Source organism: Streptococcus pseudopneumoniae ATCC BAA-960 = CCUG 49455 (assembly GCF_002087075.1).
GTDB lineage: Bacteria > Bacillota > Bacilli > Lactobacillales > Streptococcaceae > Streptococcus > Streptococcus pseudopneumoniae.
The window spans coordinates 21,001-36,564 of the sequence record NZ_MWSM01000015.1 but is presented as its reverse complement, the minus strand read 5'-3'; the positions used below and the strand labels follow the sequence as shown (position 1 = coordinate 36,564).

The 15,564-nt window shown below is 41.5% G+C and carries 14 protein-coding genes and 1 riboswitch; of the genes, 9 read left to right on the top strand and 5 right to left on the bottom strand.

Features of this window, described 5'->3' with window-relative positions; genetic code table 11:
- Positions 1–65: 65 nt before the first annotated feature.
- Together lepB and rnhC are read right to left on the bottom strand one after the other, a co-directional pair.
- Positions 66–680, bottom strand: a complete 615-nt coding sequence (gene lepB / locus B4W83_RS03965; RefSeq protein ID WP_001083986.1) for a signal peptidase I — start codon at positions 678–680, stop codon at positions 66–68.
- Positions 681–683: 3 nt separating this feature from the next.
- Positions 684–1,565 (bottom strand): ribonuclease HIII, encoded by an 882-nt coding sequence (rnhC, locus tag B4W83_RS03960; RefSeq protein ID WP_000146891.1) that lies wholly within the window; start codon positions 1,563–1,565, stop codon positions 684–686.
- A gap of 86 nt (positions 1,566–1,651) precedes the next feature.
- Between rnhC and zapA the strand changes: the two genes are divergently transcribed.
- The 3 genes from zapA to B4W83_RS03945 all read left to right on the top strand — a co-directional run bounded on the left by zapA (position 1,652) and on the right by B4W83_RS03945 (position 4,939).
- Positions 1,652–1,954 (top strand): cell division protein ZapA, encoded by a 303-nt coding sequence (zapA, locus tag B4W83_RS03955; protein WP_000002019.1) that lies wholly within the window; start codon positions 1,652–1,654, stop codon positions 1,952–1,954.
- Entirely contained in the window at positions 1,951–2,499 is a 549-nt protein-coding gene (locus B4W83_RS03950; RefSeq protein WP_000624504.1) for a CvpA family protein, read from the top strand. The genes zapA and B4W83_RS03950 overlap by 4 nt, the downstream gene beginning before the upstream one ends.
- A gap of 103 nt (positions 2,500–2,602) precedes the next feature.
- Positions 2,603–4,939, top strand: coding sequence for an endonuclease MutS2 (locus B4W83_RS03945; protein ID WP_001035045.1), 2,337 nt, complete (start codon positions 2,603–2,605; stop codon positions 4,937–4,939).
- A 48-nt stretch (positions 4,940–4,987) separates the two neighbouring features.
- Here B4W83_RS03945 and B4W83_RS03940 read toward each other — a convergent pair whose 3' ends face one another.
- Positions 4,988–5,917: a helix-turn-helix domain-containing protein gene (locus tag B4W83_RS03940; RefSeq protein ID WP_001150390.1), complete on the bottom strand. Its 930-nt coding sequence runs from the start codon at positions 5,915–5,917 to the stop codon at positions 4,988–4,990.
- Between the two features lie 210 nt (positions 5,918–6,127).
- On the opposite strand from B4W83_RS03940, the gene B4W83_RS03935 reads away from it, so the two are divergent.
- The 6 genes from B4W83_RS03935 to B4W83_RS03905 all read left to right on the top strand — a co-directional run bounded on the left by B4W83_RS03935 (position 6,128) and on the right by B4W83_RS03905 (position 13,678).
- Complete coding sequence (locus B4W83_RS03935; protein ID WP_025172093.1) at positions 6,128–7,363, top strand: endo-beta-N-acetylglucosaminidase; 1,236 nt, start codon at positions 6,128–6,130, stop codon at positions 7,361–7,363.
- A 54-nt stretch (positions 7,364–7,417) separates the two neighbouring features.
- Positions 7,418–8,479, top strand: a complete 1,062-nt coding sequence (locus B4W83_RS03930) for a hypothetical protein (protein WP_001035286.1) — start codon at positions 7,418–7,420, stop codon at positions 8,477–8,479.
- Between the two features lie 61 nt (positions 8,480–8,540).
- A complete protein-coding gene (locus tag B4W83_RS03925; RefSeq protein WP_007284891.1) occupies positions 8,541–9,998 on the top strand; it encodes a DUF6287 domain-containing protein in 1,458 nt (485 codons plus the stop codon).
- 297 nt (positions 9,999–10,295) lie between these two features.
- A riboswitch (glycine riboswitch) is annotated at positions 10,296–10,384 on the top strand.
- Between the two features lie 90 nt (positions 10,385–10,474).
- The gene (locus B4W83_RS03920) at positions 10,475–11,797 is read left to right on the top strand and encodes an alanine/glycine:cation symporter family protein (protein ID WP_000891475.1); all 1,323 of its coding nucleotides are present in this window, start codon (positions 10,475–10,477) and stop codon (positions 11,795–11,797) included.
- A gap of 322 nt (positions 11,798–12,119) precedes the next feature.
- Positions 12,120–12,668 (top strand): carboxymuconolactone decarboxylase family protein, encoded by a 549-nt coding sequence (locus B4W83_RS03910; protein WP_000206765.1) that lies wholly within the window; start codon positions 12,120–12,122, stop codon positions 12,666–12,668.
- Between the two features lie 110 nt (positions 12,669–12,778).
- On the top strand, positions 12,779–13,678 hold the full coding sequence (locus B4W83_RS03905) for a TDT family transporter (protein WP_000735987.1): 900 nt from the start codon (positions 12,779–12,781) through the stop codon (positions 13,676–13,678).
- 24 nt (positions 13,679–13,702) lie between these two features.
- Here B4W83_RS03905 and serS read toward each other — a convergent pair whose 3' ends face one another.
- Both serS and B4W83_RS03895 read right to left on the bottom strand, forming a co-directional pair.
- The gene (serS, locus tag B4W83_RS03900; protein WP_000884237.1) at positions 13,703–14,977 is read right to left on the bottom strand and encodes a serine--tRNA ligase; all 1,275 of its coding nucleotides are present in this window, start codon (positions 14,975–14,977) and stop codon (positions 13,703–13,705) included.
- A gap of 213 nt (positions 14,978–15,190) precedes the next feature.
- Positions 15,191–15,562, bottom strand: a complete 372-nt coding sequence (locus tag B4W83_RS03895; RefSeq protein ID WP_000079353.1) for a DUF956 family protein — start codon at positions 15,560–15,562, stop codon at positions 15,191–15,193.
- Between the last annotated feature and the right edge of the window lie 2 nt (positions 15,563–15,564).

Below are 15,564 nucleotides of genomic sequence, written 5' to 3'. Positions count from 1 at the left end.
AAATAATCATCTTCTCACGATAGAAGAAGAGGCTGAGATTGGTGATTCTCGGCCTCTTCGATTTCTTAAAATGTTCCGATACGGGTGATTGGCCAGAAGCGGAATTTAGCTTCTCCTGTGATATCTTTTGCTTTGAAAGTACCTACGTGGCGGCTGTCGCTCGAAACCAAGCGGTCGTCTCCGAGGAGAAGGTATTCTCCTTCTGGAACAGTAAAGCTAAAGTTGGTGTTATAGTTGACATCAACTGTGAAAGCTTGGGCTTTTTGAGCGATACTTCTAAAGAAAGTGCCTTTATTTCCTTCAAATCCCTTGCCTGAGTAAGTGCTTTGGAGTTTGTCATCCTTGAAACGTTTGATGTAGTCAGCTAGGTAAGGTTCGTCCGTCTCTTTATCATTGATGTAAAGTTTATCGTTTTCGTAACGGATAGTGTCGCCAGGCATTCCAATCACGCGCTTGACGATGTCCTTATTGCCATCTTCCTCATGGGCAACCACGATATCAAATCGGTCAATAGGGAGGTGTTTGACAACAAAGAGAATTTCGCCGTCCGCTAGGGTCGGATCCATGGAATGTCCTTCTACGCGGACATTACTCCAAAAAAAGATACGGCTCAAAGCTAGTAATGACAGAATCAGGAGGAACAATCCCCACTCTTTTAGGAAATTTTTAAATGAATTCATAACTTACCTTTCTAAGCGTTTTTTCGCTTTTTCAGTATTTTTAAAGTGCAGTTTGGCGCAGAAGTTGAGTCCCTGCATACCATAGGCTTGTAAAATCTGGCTAGCTACCTTATCAGAAGCTGTTCCAGCTCCACTTGGAAGTTGATAACCCAGTTCTCGTCCTAGATTTTCTAGATTTTCCAGAAAGAGATCACGCGCAATGATAGAAGAAACTGCGACAGCCAAGTATTCGCCCTCAGCCTTTTCTTCTAAGCTGATAGGATTGCTGAAACGATTGGCCTCTTGTGCCAAGTACTTGTCATAATTTTTAGCACTGGTAAAGGCATCAATCACAATTTTCTCAGGTTGAACGCCTTTTTGAAGAAGGAGATAGATAGCCTGGTTATGGAGGGCAACCTTAACCGAAACAGCATTGTAGCGGTCTCCGATGACCTCGTTGTACTTGCTTGGTGAGAGAAGCAGTGCCTGGTGCTGGATTTTGTCCTTGAGGATAGGGGCAATCTGACGAATCTTTTGGTCGGTCAGAGTTTTAGAATCCCCCACACCGAGTTTTCGCAAGAAAGCATGCTGGTCAGGTGTGACAAAGGAAGCCACAACTGCAAGTCCACCAAAGTAGGAACCATTTCCCACCTCATCTGTCCCAATCAAAGGAAGATTTTGTCCGCTGGTTTCCTCTACAACTTGATAGCCAAAGAAACGAGCATATTTCTCAGCTCCTTCACCCTGAAGCAAGACCTTTCCAGAAGTATAGATAGAAACCGTTGCCTGAGGCAGTCTCAAAAAGTAGCGGATATAGGGATTCTTACTAGGAGCCAGACTGGTTTGATAGTGTTCAAGAAAAGCCTGAATCTTCTTTTCACTTGGTGTGAGTGTTATACTTGCCATAGTTTCTATTGTACCATAAAAGCAGGCAAATTTGTAAAAACTGACAAAATTAGCGAATTTTGGTATAATATCGTGAGGTGAATTTTATGGCAAATCTAAATCGATTCAAATTTACATTCGGGAAAAAATCATTAACCTTGACAAGCGAGCATGATAACCTTTTTATGGAGGAAATCGCCAAGGTTGCGACAGAAAAATACCAAGCAATTAAAGAACAAATGCCTAGTGCAGACGATGAAACCATCGCTCTTTTGTTGGCAGTCAACTGTTTATCAACTCAGCTCAGCCGTGAGATTGAATTTGACGATAAGGAGCAAGAGCTAGAAGAACTCCGTCACAAGCTTGTGACTTGCAAGCAAGAACAGAGCAAGATTGAGGACTCCTTATGATTTCACTCCTTCTTCTATTGGTCTTGGCTTGGGGATTTTATATCGGCTATCGGAGAGGCCTGCTCTTACAGGTTTATTACCTGATTTCAGCACTGGCATCTGCTTTTATGGCTGGTCAGTTTTACAAGGGGCTTGGCGAGCAGTTTCATTTGCTGCTCCCTTATGCAAATCCGCAGGAAGGTCAGGGAACTTTCTTTTTCCCATCGGATCAACTCTTTCAGTTGGATAAGGTCTTTTATGCAGGGATCGGCTTCTTGCTTGTATTTGGGATTGTCTATAGCATCGGTCGTTTGCTTGGTCTCCTCTTACACTTGATTCCTAGTAAAAAATTGGGTGGTAAGTTGTTCCAAGTTTCAGCAGGTATCTTGTCCATGTTGGTGACCTTATTTGTCTTGCAAATGGCCTTGACCATCTTGGCGACCATCCCCATGGCAGCTATACAAAATCCTCTTGAAAAGAGTATCGTCGCAAAACACATCATCCAGAGCATACCGGTAACAACTAGTTGGCTCAAACAAATCTGGGTGACAAATTTAATCGGATAAAAAGGGCAGGAGTTTTCCTAGCCCTTTGTTTACAGATTTGACTCGAATCTATCAGAATGTAAAAAGCTACCACACCTAGACATTCAAAGACAAGGAAATAAAGATGAACAAGAAAATATTAGAAACATTAGAGTTCAATAAGGTCAAGGCCTTGTTTGAACCCCATTTGTTGACTGAGCAGGGCTTGGAGCAATTGAGACAGCTAGCTCCGACTGCCAAAGCGGATAAAATCAAACAGGCTTTTGCTGAGATGAAGGAAATGCAGGCTCTTTTCGTTGAGCAACCGCATTTTACCATTCTCGCAACCAAGGAAATTGCAGGAGTCTGCAAACGGTTGGAGATGGGGGCAGACCTCAATATAGAGGAGTTTCTCCTCTTGAAGCGCGTGCTTCTTGCTAGTCGAGAACTGCAAAGTTTTTATGCTAATCTGGAAAATGTCAGCTTGGAAGAGTTAGCCTTCTGGTTTGAGAAATTACATGATTTTCCGCAATTACAAGGAAATCTCCAAGCTTTTAATGATGCAGGTTTCATTGAAAATTTTGCCAGTGAAGAATTGGCGCGCATCCGTCGAAAAATCCATGATAGCGAGAGTCAGGTACGCGATGTTTTACAGGATTTGCTCAAGCAAAAAGCGCAGATGTTGACAGAAGGGATTATTGCCAGCAGAAACGGCCGTCAGGTTTTACCAGTCAAAAACACCTACCGCAATAAGATTGCAGGTGTTGTTCATGATATTTCTGCTAGTGGAAATACCGTCTATATTGAACCCCGTGAGGTGGTCAAACTGAGCGAAGAAATTGCCAGTTTGCGAGCAGATGAGCGTTATGAAATGCTTCGCATTCTCCAAGAAATCTCGGAGCGTGTTCGCCCTCATGCGGCTGAGATTGCCAATGATGCTTGGATTATCGGTCATCTGGACTTGATTCGTGCCAAGGTCCGCTTTATCCAAGAAAGACAAGCGGTCGTTCCTCAGCTGTCAGAAAATCAAGAGATTCAACTGCTCCATGTCTGCCATCCTCTGGTCAAAAATGCCGTCGCAAATGATGTCCATTTTAGTCAAGATTTAACAGCCATTGTTATTACAGGTCCCAATACTGGTGGTAAGACCATCATGCTTAAAACTCTGGGCTTGACGCAGGTCATGGCTCAGTCTGGTTTGCCGATTTTAGCAGACAAGGGAAGTCGTGTTGGTATTTTTGAAGAAATCTTTGCCGATATTGGAGATGAGCAGTCTATTGAGCAGAGCTTGTCTACCTTCTCTAGTCACATGACCAATATCGTGGATATTCTTGGCAAGGTTAACCAACATTCACTCTTACTTTTGGATGAGTTGGGGGCTGGTACTGATCCCCAAGAGGGAGCAGCCCTTGCCATGGCTATTCTGGAGGACCTTCGCCTGCGTCAGGTCAAGACCATGGCGACCACCCACTATCCAGAACTCAAGGCCTACGGTATTGAGACAGCCTTTGTGCAAAATGCCAGCATGGAGTTTGATACTGCAACTCTTCGCCCAACCTATCGCTTTATGCAGGGTGTGCCTGGCCGAAGCAATGCCTTTGAAATTGCCAAACGTCTAGGTCTATCTGAAGTTATCGTAGGGGATGCCAGCCAGCAGGTCGATCAGGACAATGATGTCAATCGGATTATTGAGCAGCTGGAAGAGCAGACGCTAGAGAGCCGCAAACGCTTGGACAATATCCGTGAGGTGGAGCAAGAAAATCTCAAGATGAACCGTGCTCTCAAAAAACTTTACAACGAACTCAATCGTGAAAAGGAAACCGAGCTTAATAAGGCGCGTGAACAGGCCGCTGAGATTGTGGACATGGCTCTAAGTGAGAGTGACCAGATTCTTAAAAATCTCCACAGCAAATCTCAACTTAAACCCCACGAAATCATAGAAGCCAAGGCCAAATTGAAAAAATTGGCTCCTGAAAAAGTAGATTTGTCCAAAAACAAGGTTCTTCAAAAGGCCAAGAAAAAACGTGCTCCAAAGGTGGGAGATGATATCGTGGTTCTCAGTTATGGTCAGCGTGGTACCTTGACCAGTCAACTCAAAGATGGCCGCTGGGAAGCCCAAGTTGGCTTGATTAAGATGACCTTGGAAGAGAAAGAGTTTGACCTTGTTCAAGCCCAGCAAGAAAAACCAGTCAAGAAGAAACAGGTCAATGTCGTGAAACGAACTTCTGGTCGTGGCCCACAAGCCAGACTGGATCTTCGAGGCAAGCGCTATGAAGAAGCCATGAATGAGCTAGATGCCTTTATCGACCAAGCCTTGCTTAACAATATGGCCCAAGTCGATATCATCCATGGTATCGGAACAGGTGTCATCCGTGAAGGAGTTACCAAATACTTGCAAAGAAACAAACATGTCAAGAGTTTCGGCTATGCCCCACAAAATGCTGGAGGCAGTGGTGCAACTATTGTGACTTTTAAAGGATAAGAAAAGCCTGAGGAAATATGTTGTTCCTCAAGCTTTTTGATTTCTAACCTAGACATCTAAAGGTTGTCCAGTGTGATTGAGTTGTGTGACAGTAACAAAGAAATCCTCTCTCATTCGAGTCAGAAGTTGATTTGGATAGACCTTTTCAAAGTTATCAAGACTGGCAAAGATATGCTTAGCAAGCTCTAGACCTCTGACATCATCTTTTCTGAGAAAATTATTAGCCCGTTCCATGGAAAGACTAATCATCTCTGTCATCTTGGTGCTCAGTAGAGGGAAAGTATTAATCACTTCCAAGGTTTTCATAGCTAAGCTCTCAGCTTTGTCATAGTAGCCATTAACAGAGTAATGCTTGATAGCAGTTCTTAAGCAGGCAATATAGTAGTCAGCAGTACGGATTGAATGGTATTCAGTCTGTTTTTTTAGAGTATCTAATAAGTGGTAGAGTCTATAATCTAAAAATTCGATTGAAAAGTGAGGCAGGATAGATGAAAAGATATTGACCTCAATTTTGTTCCAGTCGTCTAATTCACTTAGATAGTTCTTGATATATTCTAGTTCTTGATAGTCTTTTGGAGTCAGAAAAGAATCGCCGATGATGTTTGCGATAGCAAATTTATTGACTACACGATTGGCGATCACATAGTGTTCAGCGATTCCAGGATTTTCCAGAGGCTGATTAATCAAGCTAAGGATCTTTTTAAATTCACGCTTATAGGCCAAATCAGCAACTTGAGCCTGTAATTTATGAAATTCAGTTGGAAACATCTGCGTTTTGAGACTATCAAAGGTCTCCTTATCAATTCCAATATTAGACAGAATCTCTTCAAATTTTTGAATGGTTATTCGAGATTTCCCTTGCTCAAACTGACGTAAAAAGTGAGGGGTCACTGTAGTACCAGCGGCTTCCTTCTGTGTAAACCCTCTCTCCTCACGGATGGCCTTATAGACTAATCCATAAACACTTTCATCTTGCATCCTAAATCTCCTCAAGTCCTTTTTTCCATTCTATCATAATTCTACCAGTTTTTAAGAGAATTTTTAGAAAAAAGTAAATATAGTTACGCTTTTTCGGGGGGGGGGGAATTGTTCAATAAAGGTAAATATAGATACGCTTTTCGTAAATAAGGTAAATAGCATGCTATACTGTAATCGTAAACAATAAAATTTTAAAGGAGATTTTTGATGATGAAGTCAAAAACAGTTTTAGTAACTAGCCTAGCGGCTGCAACATTTGGATTGGTCTCTCTTGTGGACACAGCAGGAGTTCTACCTTTTTCAGCGCAAACAGTGCAGGCTGACACACAAACGCTTAATCCAACTGCTAAATATTATATTCTTGTTCCAAAAGATTCAGAAGTATTTAAAGGATGGAAGGGAACTGCTAATCGTCCCATTATTTGGGCTACAAAAACCACTCCAGAATTATCTTATTTCGAAGAAACTGCTCGAAATTATATAGCTCTTGAAAATAAGTCTGGTGCCAATTACATAGAGTGGAAGGGGACTGTAGAAGAGTTTAAAGAGGCTGTTAAGAAGTTGACTGGTAAAACAACAGCTTCCTCAACTCCAAAGACTTTTAACCAATCAACAACGAGTCAAAAAGATGGCTGGTCAGGTTCGTCCTACTACCAAAATGGTAGCAAAGTTACCAGTAAGTGGATTTTTGATAAGAACTATAATTCCTACTTCTACCTAGATGCTTCAGCTAATTATGTTCAAAATGCTTGGGTAGGAAACTACTACCTCAAGTCAGGTGGATATATGGCTAAAAGCGAGTGGATTTATGATAAGAATTATGGTTCATATTACTACCTAACGTCGGAAGGAAGTTACGCCCGTAATACTTGGGTGGGTAACTATTATCTCAAGTCAAACGGCAAGATGGCTAAAGGTGAATGGATTTATGACAGTAACTACAGCTCTTACTATTACTTAACATCAGAAGGAAGCTATGCTCGTAACACATGGGTAGGTGACTACTATCTCAAGTCAAATGGTAAGATGGCAGTGAATGAGCGTACACCAGATGGTTATCAAGTTGATGGATCAGGTAAGTGGATCCGCTCTAAGGGAACTCATACAGCCAGCAGTTCACAAGCAACATCATTAGGAATAAGCCTTTACCATGTCAATGATGCTATGACCTATATCGATATTGCTCTACCTAGTACTCCATCTTCATCTTATCAAGTAGCCTATGATTTTGCCTTAATTGATGTAAATACAGGTAAGGTTTCTACAGATGCTCATTTTACTGCTACTTACAGTCCAAGTCTACGTGTTTTTCAAACTCGTCACTTCTTTAGTGCAACTCCAGATGGAAGTTATCTCTTTGTTATCAAAGGAAAAGGACAAGATGGTAAGGTATATGATGGACAATCTGTTGTCTTTCGTGTAAAGAATCATCGTTTTGTCGGATAGATAAATGTTGCACTTTAAACAAATAAAGACTAAAAAATAAAGGAAATTAAAAACATGAACAAAAAGAAATTATTAGTATGTGCTTTGGCACTTTCAACAGTCGGAGTATTGTCAACTATTGACACAGCGGGAGTTCTACCTTTTTCAGCAAAAACAGTGCATGCTGATGACATTGTTGCAGTTGGTAATGTTGATCACAAGGTCAATCTAAGTTTGGTTGGTTATGATAAAAATCGTGGCGTTTCTGTCACTTTTTCAATTGATAGTGTTAATCCTAATTTTGTTAATAATTGGAATAGTAAGCAAGATTCTATTATTGTAAGAACGAAGCTTGTTAATGCTAAAACAAAAGAGGTTGTGGATAATGACACCGGAGCAAGTGTTAGATTGAGATCCTATGATTTAACAAAAAGCAGCATTGACTCTTATTCATATGAATCGATTCCTGATGGTGAATACAAATATGAAGCCTATGTAAGTGAATTTTATATTGATTCTCAGACTAAGCTTCGTCATCAATACAAAGGAGAATCTCCTATTTTTAGTATTAAAGACGGTAAATTTGCTGGTCTAGTATCTTCAACACAATCATCTACAACACCAACAACTACTGAAACTCCAAAACAATCTACTAACTCTACCTCAGGTCAGACTGGCTGGTCAGGTTCTTCTTACTATCAAGCTGGTGTTAAAGTAGTCAATCAATGGATTTTTGATGTTCAGTACAATTCTTACTTCTACTTAAATGCTTCAGGTCACTTTGTTCAAAATGCTTGGTCAGGCAATTACTACCTTAAGTCAGGTGGCTACATGGCGAAGAGCGAGTGGATTTATGATAGTAACTATAAGTCTTATTACTACCTGACATCAGAAGGTAGTTACGCTCGTAATGCTTGGGCTGGAAGCTACTACCTCAAATCAGATGGTAAAATGGCTAAGAGTGAGTGGATCTATGATAGTAGCTACAAATCTTACTATTACCTAACATCAGAAGGAAGCTATGCTCGTAACACATGGGTAGGTGACTACTATCTCAAGTCAAATGGTAAGATGGCAGTCAACGAACGTACTCCAGATGGCTACAAAGTAGATGGCTCAGGTAAGTGGGTTAAATAGAATAAAAATAGTGAAAGGAATTAGCACAGGCTGATTCCTTTCACTTAGATAAGGGAATAATATGAAAAAGTTATTATTAGCCACAACACTTTCACTGACATTAGTTCTAGGAGGTTGTCAGTATCTACCTTGGAATAAAAGCGCGGAACCAGCATCCGAGGAAGTAGCAAGTCCAGAAATAGACTACAGTTACTATAATAAAGTTTTGGATGACTATGAAAAAGTAGCGAAAGGAACCTTGCCGAAAGGTATGGATGTCAATCCCCTAGCTAGTCAAGTGAAATCTTCTCAAGGATTTTATACAGATGTGGTTTACCACAAGACGGATTTGAATAATGATGGAGTCGATGAACTCTTGCTTGCTCTTGAAATGAAGAGTGGCGAAAAGAGTTTACTTGATATTCGTACGCTGAAAGACGAAAAGGTGATTCGTTTGACTAATCAAGAAAATCGTTTAGACCAGATTGGTGAGAGAATGACAGTCGGTATCTTGCCAGATAATTCTCTGCTCTATCGTGGAGCTGGTACAGCAACGAGTCACATCTATGCTCACTACCAATTTAGTGAAGATGGGCAGTCTTTGGTAAAGGCTAAGGAAGCTCAAGAACTAGCGGATCTTGGGGTCGGTTCTCCCATTTCTCTGGAGACTTTAAGCTGGAAATCAGTTTCAGATAAGCTTCCTAGCGGGAGTAGTGCAGACAAAGGGACAGAGAAAACTAAATCAACCGTAGATTACAGTCCTTATAATAGTATTTTGAAGGATTATGAATTTATTTTAGACCATAAGTCAGAGGTTAAGGATAACATCAATCTAACTGCTAATATCTATGCAGGGATGGCAGAACGCAGTCAATCCTTCACCTATGCAATGGTTGATATGGATAAAAATGGCATTGATGAATTGATTGTCTTTTCGAAAAATGGTAGTGAGATTTTAGATATTTTTACACTCAAAGATCAGAAAGTTATTCGCCTCACCAATGCTGAAAATAAAATGCAGATGCTTGGAACACGCTTTAAGGCCTATCTCCTAGAAGATGGGAAGCATTATACCCAGTGGAATCCGTTCGCAGGAGATCCACAGACCATTCATACCATTTGGAAATTGAATAGTAGTGGGGACAAACTAGAGAAGGTTAAAGAAGCTAAGACAGAGGATGAAGTCAGTCCTGGTGCTCGAATGAATCTATCTAGTCTGACTTGGAAATCTGTAACAGAAAAATTTGCTGCAACAGCATCTTCATCAAATCAAAATACTTCTGGGAAAATGGACATTAATGCCATAAAAAATGGAGATTTCTCTAGTATTGAGGGAAAATGGAGTAATGGTCATGGAGGAGAAGATTTAGTCTTTAGTAAAGATGGCTTGATAGCGCCAGAGAAATTTAAGGTTGACCTTGCAGAATCAGAAATAGTCAATGATTTTTTACGAGCTCGCTACTCAGGTCCATCTTTTGGAGTCTTTATTCAATTCATACCAGCAGGTGTTAGAATACCTGATGAGACATCAATGGATTAATATCAGACGCTTCGGATATTAGTAAAGATAGAATTCTCTATCGCGCTTCATTTCCAGTACATAATAAACCAGAACAATTCTTATATCGTGTAGACTAGGAGTGAAACAGATTGATTTAATTAACAGCACCTCACGCACATGGAAATGCTCAATCTTTTTATACTGAGTCAAATAAGATTTTCCCAAAATCCATTGACAAAAGCCAACATTTTTTGTAAAATAAGAATCAATTAAATACCAACACCGAATGAAGTTTAATAGAAGTGGGGAATCGTTTGATTTTCCATGACTGTAAATGGACGGAACTCTGGAGAGACCGTAAAGGCACCGAAGGGGCAAGGCAGGCAACTGCTCAAACTCTCAGGTAAAAGGACAGAGCTAGGATAGACCGCTTTTTAGCATTTATCTAAGCATTCCAGAGTACATGTATCTTGCATGTGCTCTTTCTTTTGGGGTTGAAACGATAGGAGAAGGAAATGTTAGAATTGCTTAAATCAATCGATGCTTTTGCTTGGGGACCGCCCCTCTTGATTTTATTGGTCGGAACAGGGATTTACCTAACTATTCGGCTAGGACTCTTGCAGGTTTTGCGTCTGCCCAAGGCCTTTCAGCTTATTTTTATCCAGGATAAGGGACATGGTGATGTATCCAGTTTTGCAGCTCTGTGTACAGCCTTGGCATCAACCGTTGGAACAGGGAATATTATAGGAGTTGCGACGGCTATCAAGGTTGGTGGACCAGGAGCTCTCTTTTGGATGTGGATGGCGGCTTTCTTTGGAATGGCTACCAAGTATGCGGAAGGACTCTTGGCCATCAAATACCGCACCAAGGACGACCATGGTGCAGTAGCGGGAGGTCCCATGCACTATATCCTTCTAGGAATGGGAGAAAAGTGGCGACCACTTGCTGTTTTGTTTGCAGTAGCAGGAGTATTGGTTGCTCTCTTGGGAATCGGAACCTTCACCCAAGTCAACTCGATTACAGAATCTATCCAAAATACAACGGCTATTTCACCAGCCATCACAGCTCTCGTCTTGTCTGTCTTTGTAGCGATTGCTGTCTTTGGTGGACTCAAGTCCATTTCTAAGGTTTCAACTACTGTTGTTCCTTTTATGGCGATCATTTATATCTTAGGAACTCTTACAGTTATTTTCTTTAATATCGGGAAAATTCCTTCTACAATCGCTTTAATCTTGACATCGGCTTTTAGTCCCCTTGCTGCGGTAGGTGGATTTGCTGGTGCTAGCGTTCGGATGGCTATTCAAAATGGTGTGGCGCGTGGTGTGTTCTCAAATGAATCTGGTCTAGGTTCTGCTCCCATTGCAGCGGCTGCGGCTAAGACAAATGAACCAGTAGAGCAAGGTTTGATTTCTATGACAGGAACCTTTATTGATACTCTCATTATCTGTACTCTGACTGGTTTGACCATCTTGGTGACTGGTGTTTGGAGTGGTGACTTAAATGGGGTTGCCTTGACTCAGTCAGCCTTCTCAACAGTCTTTTCACACTTTGGGCCTGCCCTCTTGACCATCTTCCTTGTACTTTTTGCCTTCACAACGATTCTAGGTTGGAACTATTACGGAGAACGCTGTTTCGAGTTCCTCTTTGGTGTTCGTTTTATCTGGCTCTACCGTGTGGTCTTTGTGCTCATGGTCTTGTTGGGAGGATTTATCGAGTTGGATATGGTCTGGATTATCGCAGATATCGTCAACGCCTTGATGGTTCTGCCAAACTTGATTGCCCTCTTAGTCTTGTCGCCAGTCGTTATTGCTGAAACTAAAAAGTATTTTGACAAATAATGAAATCACACATGGCGTGTGATTTTTTTGCCTATAAATGATTTTTATCAAGCTGATATATAATATATATTATGCAAATGATTGGAAGTGTGATAAACTAATACTCAATGAAAATCAAAGAGCAAACTAGGAAGCTAGCCGCAAGCTGTACTTGAGTACGGTAAGGCGACGCTGACGCGGTTTGAATTTGATTTTCGAAGAGTATAATATACAACGAAAATCTTATGAGAGAATAAACCTTTGTCTTAAATAAACTTAGGAATCAGGATTTTATAAGATTTTCCAATAATATTAGTGTCAATAACAAGAAAAGAGGTATCTTATGACAACATTTACAATCCATACAGTAGAATCAGCACCGGCAGAAGTGAAAGAGGTTCTTGAAACAGTAGAAAAAGACAACAATGGCTATATTCCCAACCTAATCGGTCTCTTGGCCAATGCACCGACTGCTTTAGAAGCATACCGAACTGTCGCATCTATCAACCGTCGCAACAGCCTGACACCCGTTGAGCGTGAAGTGGTGCAAATCACGGCAGCCGTGACCAATGGTTGTGCCTTCTGTGTCGCAGGTCACACAGCCTTTTCCATCAAACAAATCCAGATGAATGATGACTTGATTCAAGCTCTTCGCAATCGTACTCCAATTGAAACAGATCCTAAATTGGATACCCTAGCTAAGTTTACTTTGGCAGTTATCAATACCAAGGGTCGTGTAGGAGATGAAGCCTTGTCTGAGTTTTTAGAAGCTGGCTACACCCAACAAAATGCCTTGGATGTGGTTCTTGGTGTCAGCCTAGCAAGCCTCTGTAACTATGCCAACAACCTAGCCAATACCCCAATTAACCCAGAATTGCAACCTTATGCTTAATTCATATCTGAGTAAAAAATGAAGTCTGAAATCAACGGACTTCGTTTTTTATCCCCTCATTTAAGCGCTTTTATGCTATACTGAAACTAACATGATTATTGGAGGTTAGGATGAAAAAACTCCCCTTGGTATTTTCTGGTTGTTTGCTAGGTTTAGCAGGATCTGGAAATCTTATTTTAGATACGTTGCCGGTTCTGTCACATCTTTTTAGTCTGACAGGTTTGATTTTGTGGATTTACTTTCTGCTTCTGCATCTTTTTAATTGGAAGGAAAGCAAGCAAGAGTTGACCAAGCCTCCTCTTTTGTCAGGGATGGCGACCTTTCCCATGGCTGGGATGATTTTATCGACTTATGTCTTTCGCGTCTTCCCTCATCTTTCTTTGGTTGTGCAAGGACTCTGGTGGTGTTCATTTCTCTTGGATTTGGCCTTGATTGCTGATTTCACCATCAAGTTTGCCTGTCCAGGTCGTAGGGTTCATGCGACTCCTAGCTGGACGGTTCTCTATGTGGGGATAGCGGTGGCTGCCTTGACCTATCCTCTGGTAGGCATCATCGAAATTGCCTATGCGACCTTGAGTTTTGGTTTTCTCTTGACCTTCTATCTCTATCCCCTTATTTATAGCGATTTAAAGAAACATCCACTCCCACTAGCCTTGCTTGGACAAGAAGGAATCTATTGCGCTCCCTTCTCTCTACTCTTGGCTTCTCTAGTTCGAGTTGGAGGAGCCAGTCTACCGACTTGGCTCTTGATTGTCATGATCTTGGCTTCCCAATCTTTCTTTTTCTTTGTTTTGACTCGCCTGCCCAATATTTTAAAACAAGGTTTTCAACCAGCCTTCTCAGCACTCACCTTCCCAACCATTATCACAGCTACTTCGCTTAAGATGGCTCAGGGAATCTTGAAACTTCCATTTCTGGATTATCTGGTAGTGGCTGAAACCGTTATTTGCCTCACTATTTTATTCTTTGTATTAGGCGCTTATCTGATTTGGTTACGAAAAAAGGTCTAGCTAGAAATAGCTAAACCTTATTTTTTATGGTTTGATAACTTCAGCTCCACCCATGTATGGACGAAGAACTTCAGGGATGGTCACAGATCCATCTTCATTTTGATAGTTTTCAAGAATAGCAGCCACTGTACGTCCAACTGCAAGTCCAGAACCGTTCAAGGTATGGAGCAATTTAACTTTGCCATCTGCTTCATCACGGTAACGGATTTGGGCACGACGGGCTTGGAAATCTTCTGTGTTTGAACAGCTTGAGATTTCACGGTAGGTATTTTGGGCTGGAATCCATACTTCCAAGTCGTAAGTTTTGGCAGCTGAGAAGCCCATATCTCCAGTAGAGAGAGCAACGACACGGTATGGAAGGTTGAGTTTTTGAAGGATATTTTCAGCGTTGGCTGTCATTTTTTCCAATTCTTCGTAAGATTCTTCTGGCTTGGCAAATTTAACCATTTCAACTTTGTGGAATTGGTGCAAACGAATCAAGCCACGAGTATCACGGCCAGCTGAACCAGCCTCAGAACGGAATGATGGGCTCATAGCAGTGAAGTAGATTGGCAGGTCTTTACCGTCAAGAATTTCATCACGGTAGTAGTTTGTCAGAGGAACTTCAGCTGTAGGAATAAGGACATAATTGCTGTCGCTGAGTTCAAAAGTGTCTTCCTTGAATTTTGGATATTGACCAGTACCAAACATAGAGTCATGGTTAACCATGTAAGGCGTGATGACTTCCGTATAGCCTTCCTTTCCATGCTCATCCAACATAAAGTTGTAGATAGCACGTTCCAAACGAGCACCGAGGCCTTTATAGAAGAGGAAGCGAGCTCCTGTTACCTTACCACCGCGTTCCCAGTCAAGGATGCCAAGGTCTTCACCAAGATCCCAGTGAGCTTTAGGTTCGAAGTCAAACTCGCGTGGAGTCCCCCAACGGCGAACTTCCACATTGTCATCTTCATCAGCCCCAACAGGAACACTGTCAGCTGGGATGTTAGGAAGAGTCGTTGTAAATTCTGTCAATTTAGCATCGATGTCTGCCAATTCAGCATCCAAGGCTTTAACCTCAGCAGATAGGTTTTGCATGGCAGCAATCTTGTCATCTGCATTTTCCTTGTTGCGTTTGGCTTGGGCAATCTCAGCAGAAACTGTGTTGCGTTCTGCTTTGAGAGTTTCAACCTTGACCAAAATGTCACGACGTTTAGCATCGATTTCTTTCATCTCATTCAAGACAGTAGCATCTACACCACGTGTAGCCAATTTTTCTGCGACAGCATCAAAGTCTGTACGAATACGTTTGATATCTAACATAAGAACTCCTTTATGAAAAAAGCACACCTGACAAAGCGTTGGAGTGGCAGGGCCACGGTTCCATCCAACTTCACAGGTGTGCACTTGATTGTGTATGTAATTGTTACTAACGGTAGAATTTCACCTATCCCTCCTATCTGCTCGCAGCACCCGCAGACTTTCTGAAAGAAGAAGATAACCTACTTATCCGTTGCTATGATTATACTAAAGTTTCTACTTTTTTGCAAATAGATTTTTAAATTTTTGGCTAATTGTCTGAATCAGGGTCGGAAGTTTGACGACCTTGTCATTACCCAGTTTTTCGCGTGCAATTTTGAGAATAGCACCTGAGTCTTTTGAAGCAAAGAGGAATTTTCCTTTGTCTGTAAAGACTTCGAAGTGGCGACTGATTTTTCGTCCAGTGACATTGGCTCCAATCTGATTGATATGCCCCCAAGGAATCTGGATAAATTGTTCGACATTGACGTCTGGGTAAAATTCTAAGGCCTGATCTCCGACAAGGAATTTCCCAACTTTTCCAGCGATAGAGAGGTAGGAAGTGCCTGTCGTGCTGAGAAGCACTGTTTTGTTAAGAGATTGGGCCATGA

What these genes read in the sequence shown, in the direction of transcription:
- B4W83_RS03950 (WP_000624504.1), top strand. Translation starts at nt 1,951, where the DNA reads ATGATTTCACTCCTTCTTCTATTGGTCTTGGCTTGGGGATTTTATATC.
- B4W83_RS03910 (WP_000206765.1), top strand. Translation starts at nt 12,120, where the DNA reads ATGACAACATTTACAATCCATACAGTAGAATCAGCACCGGCAGAAGTG.
- B4W83_RS03935 (WP_025172093.1), top strand. Translation starts at nt 6,128, where the DNA reads ATGAAGTCAAAAACAGTTTTAGTAACTAGCCTAGCGGCTGCAACATTT.
- serS (WP_000884237.1), bottom strand. Translation starts at nt 14,977, where the DNA reads ATGTTAGATATCAAACGTATTCGTACAGACTTTGATGCTGTCGCAGAA.
- B4W83_RS03945 (WP_001035045.1), top strand. Translation starts at nt 2,603, where the DNA reads ATGAACAAGAAAATATTAGAAACATTAGAGTTCAATAAGGTCAAGGCC.
- B4W83_RS03930 (WP_001035286.1), top strand. Translation starts at nt 7,418, where the DNA reads ATGAACAAAAAGAAATTATTAGTATGTGCTTTGGCACTTTCAACAGTC.
- B4W83_RS03925 (WP_007284891.1), top strand. Translation starts at nt 8,541, where the DNA reads ATGAAAAAGTTATTATTAGCCACAACACTTTCACTGACATTAGTTCTA.
- rnhC (WP_000146891.1), bottom strand. Translation starts at nt 1,565, where the DNA reads ATGGCAAGTATAACACTCACACCAAGTGAAAAGAAGATTCAGGCTTTT.
- B4W83_RS03895 (WP_000079353.1), bottom strand. Translation starts at nt 15,562, where the DNA reads ATGGCCCAATCTCTTAACAAAACAGTGCTTCTCAGCACGACAGGCACT.
- B4W83_RS03940 (WP_001150390.1), bottom strand. Translation starts at nt 5,917, where the DNA reads ATGCAAGATGAAAGTGTTTATGGATTAGTCTATAAGGCCATCCGTGAG.
- lepB (WP_001083986.1), bottom strand. Translation starts at nt 680, where the DNA reads ATGAATTCATTTAAAAATTTCCTAAAAGAGTGGGGATTGTTCCTCCTG.
- B4W83_RS03905 (WP_000735987.1), top strand. Translation starts at nt 12,779, where the DNA reads ATGAAAAAACTCCCCTTGGTATTTTCTGGTTGTTTGCTAGGTTTAGCA.
- B4W83_RS03920 (WP_000891475.1), top strand. Translation starts at nt 10,475, where the DNA reads ATGTTAGAATTGCTTAAATCAATCGATGCTTTTGCTTGGGGACCGCCC.
- zapA (WP_000002019.1), top strand. Translation starts at nt 1,652, where the DNA reads ATGGCAAATCTAAATCGATTCAAATTTACATTCGGGAAAAAATCATTA.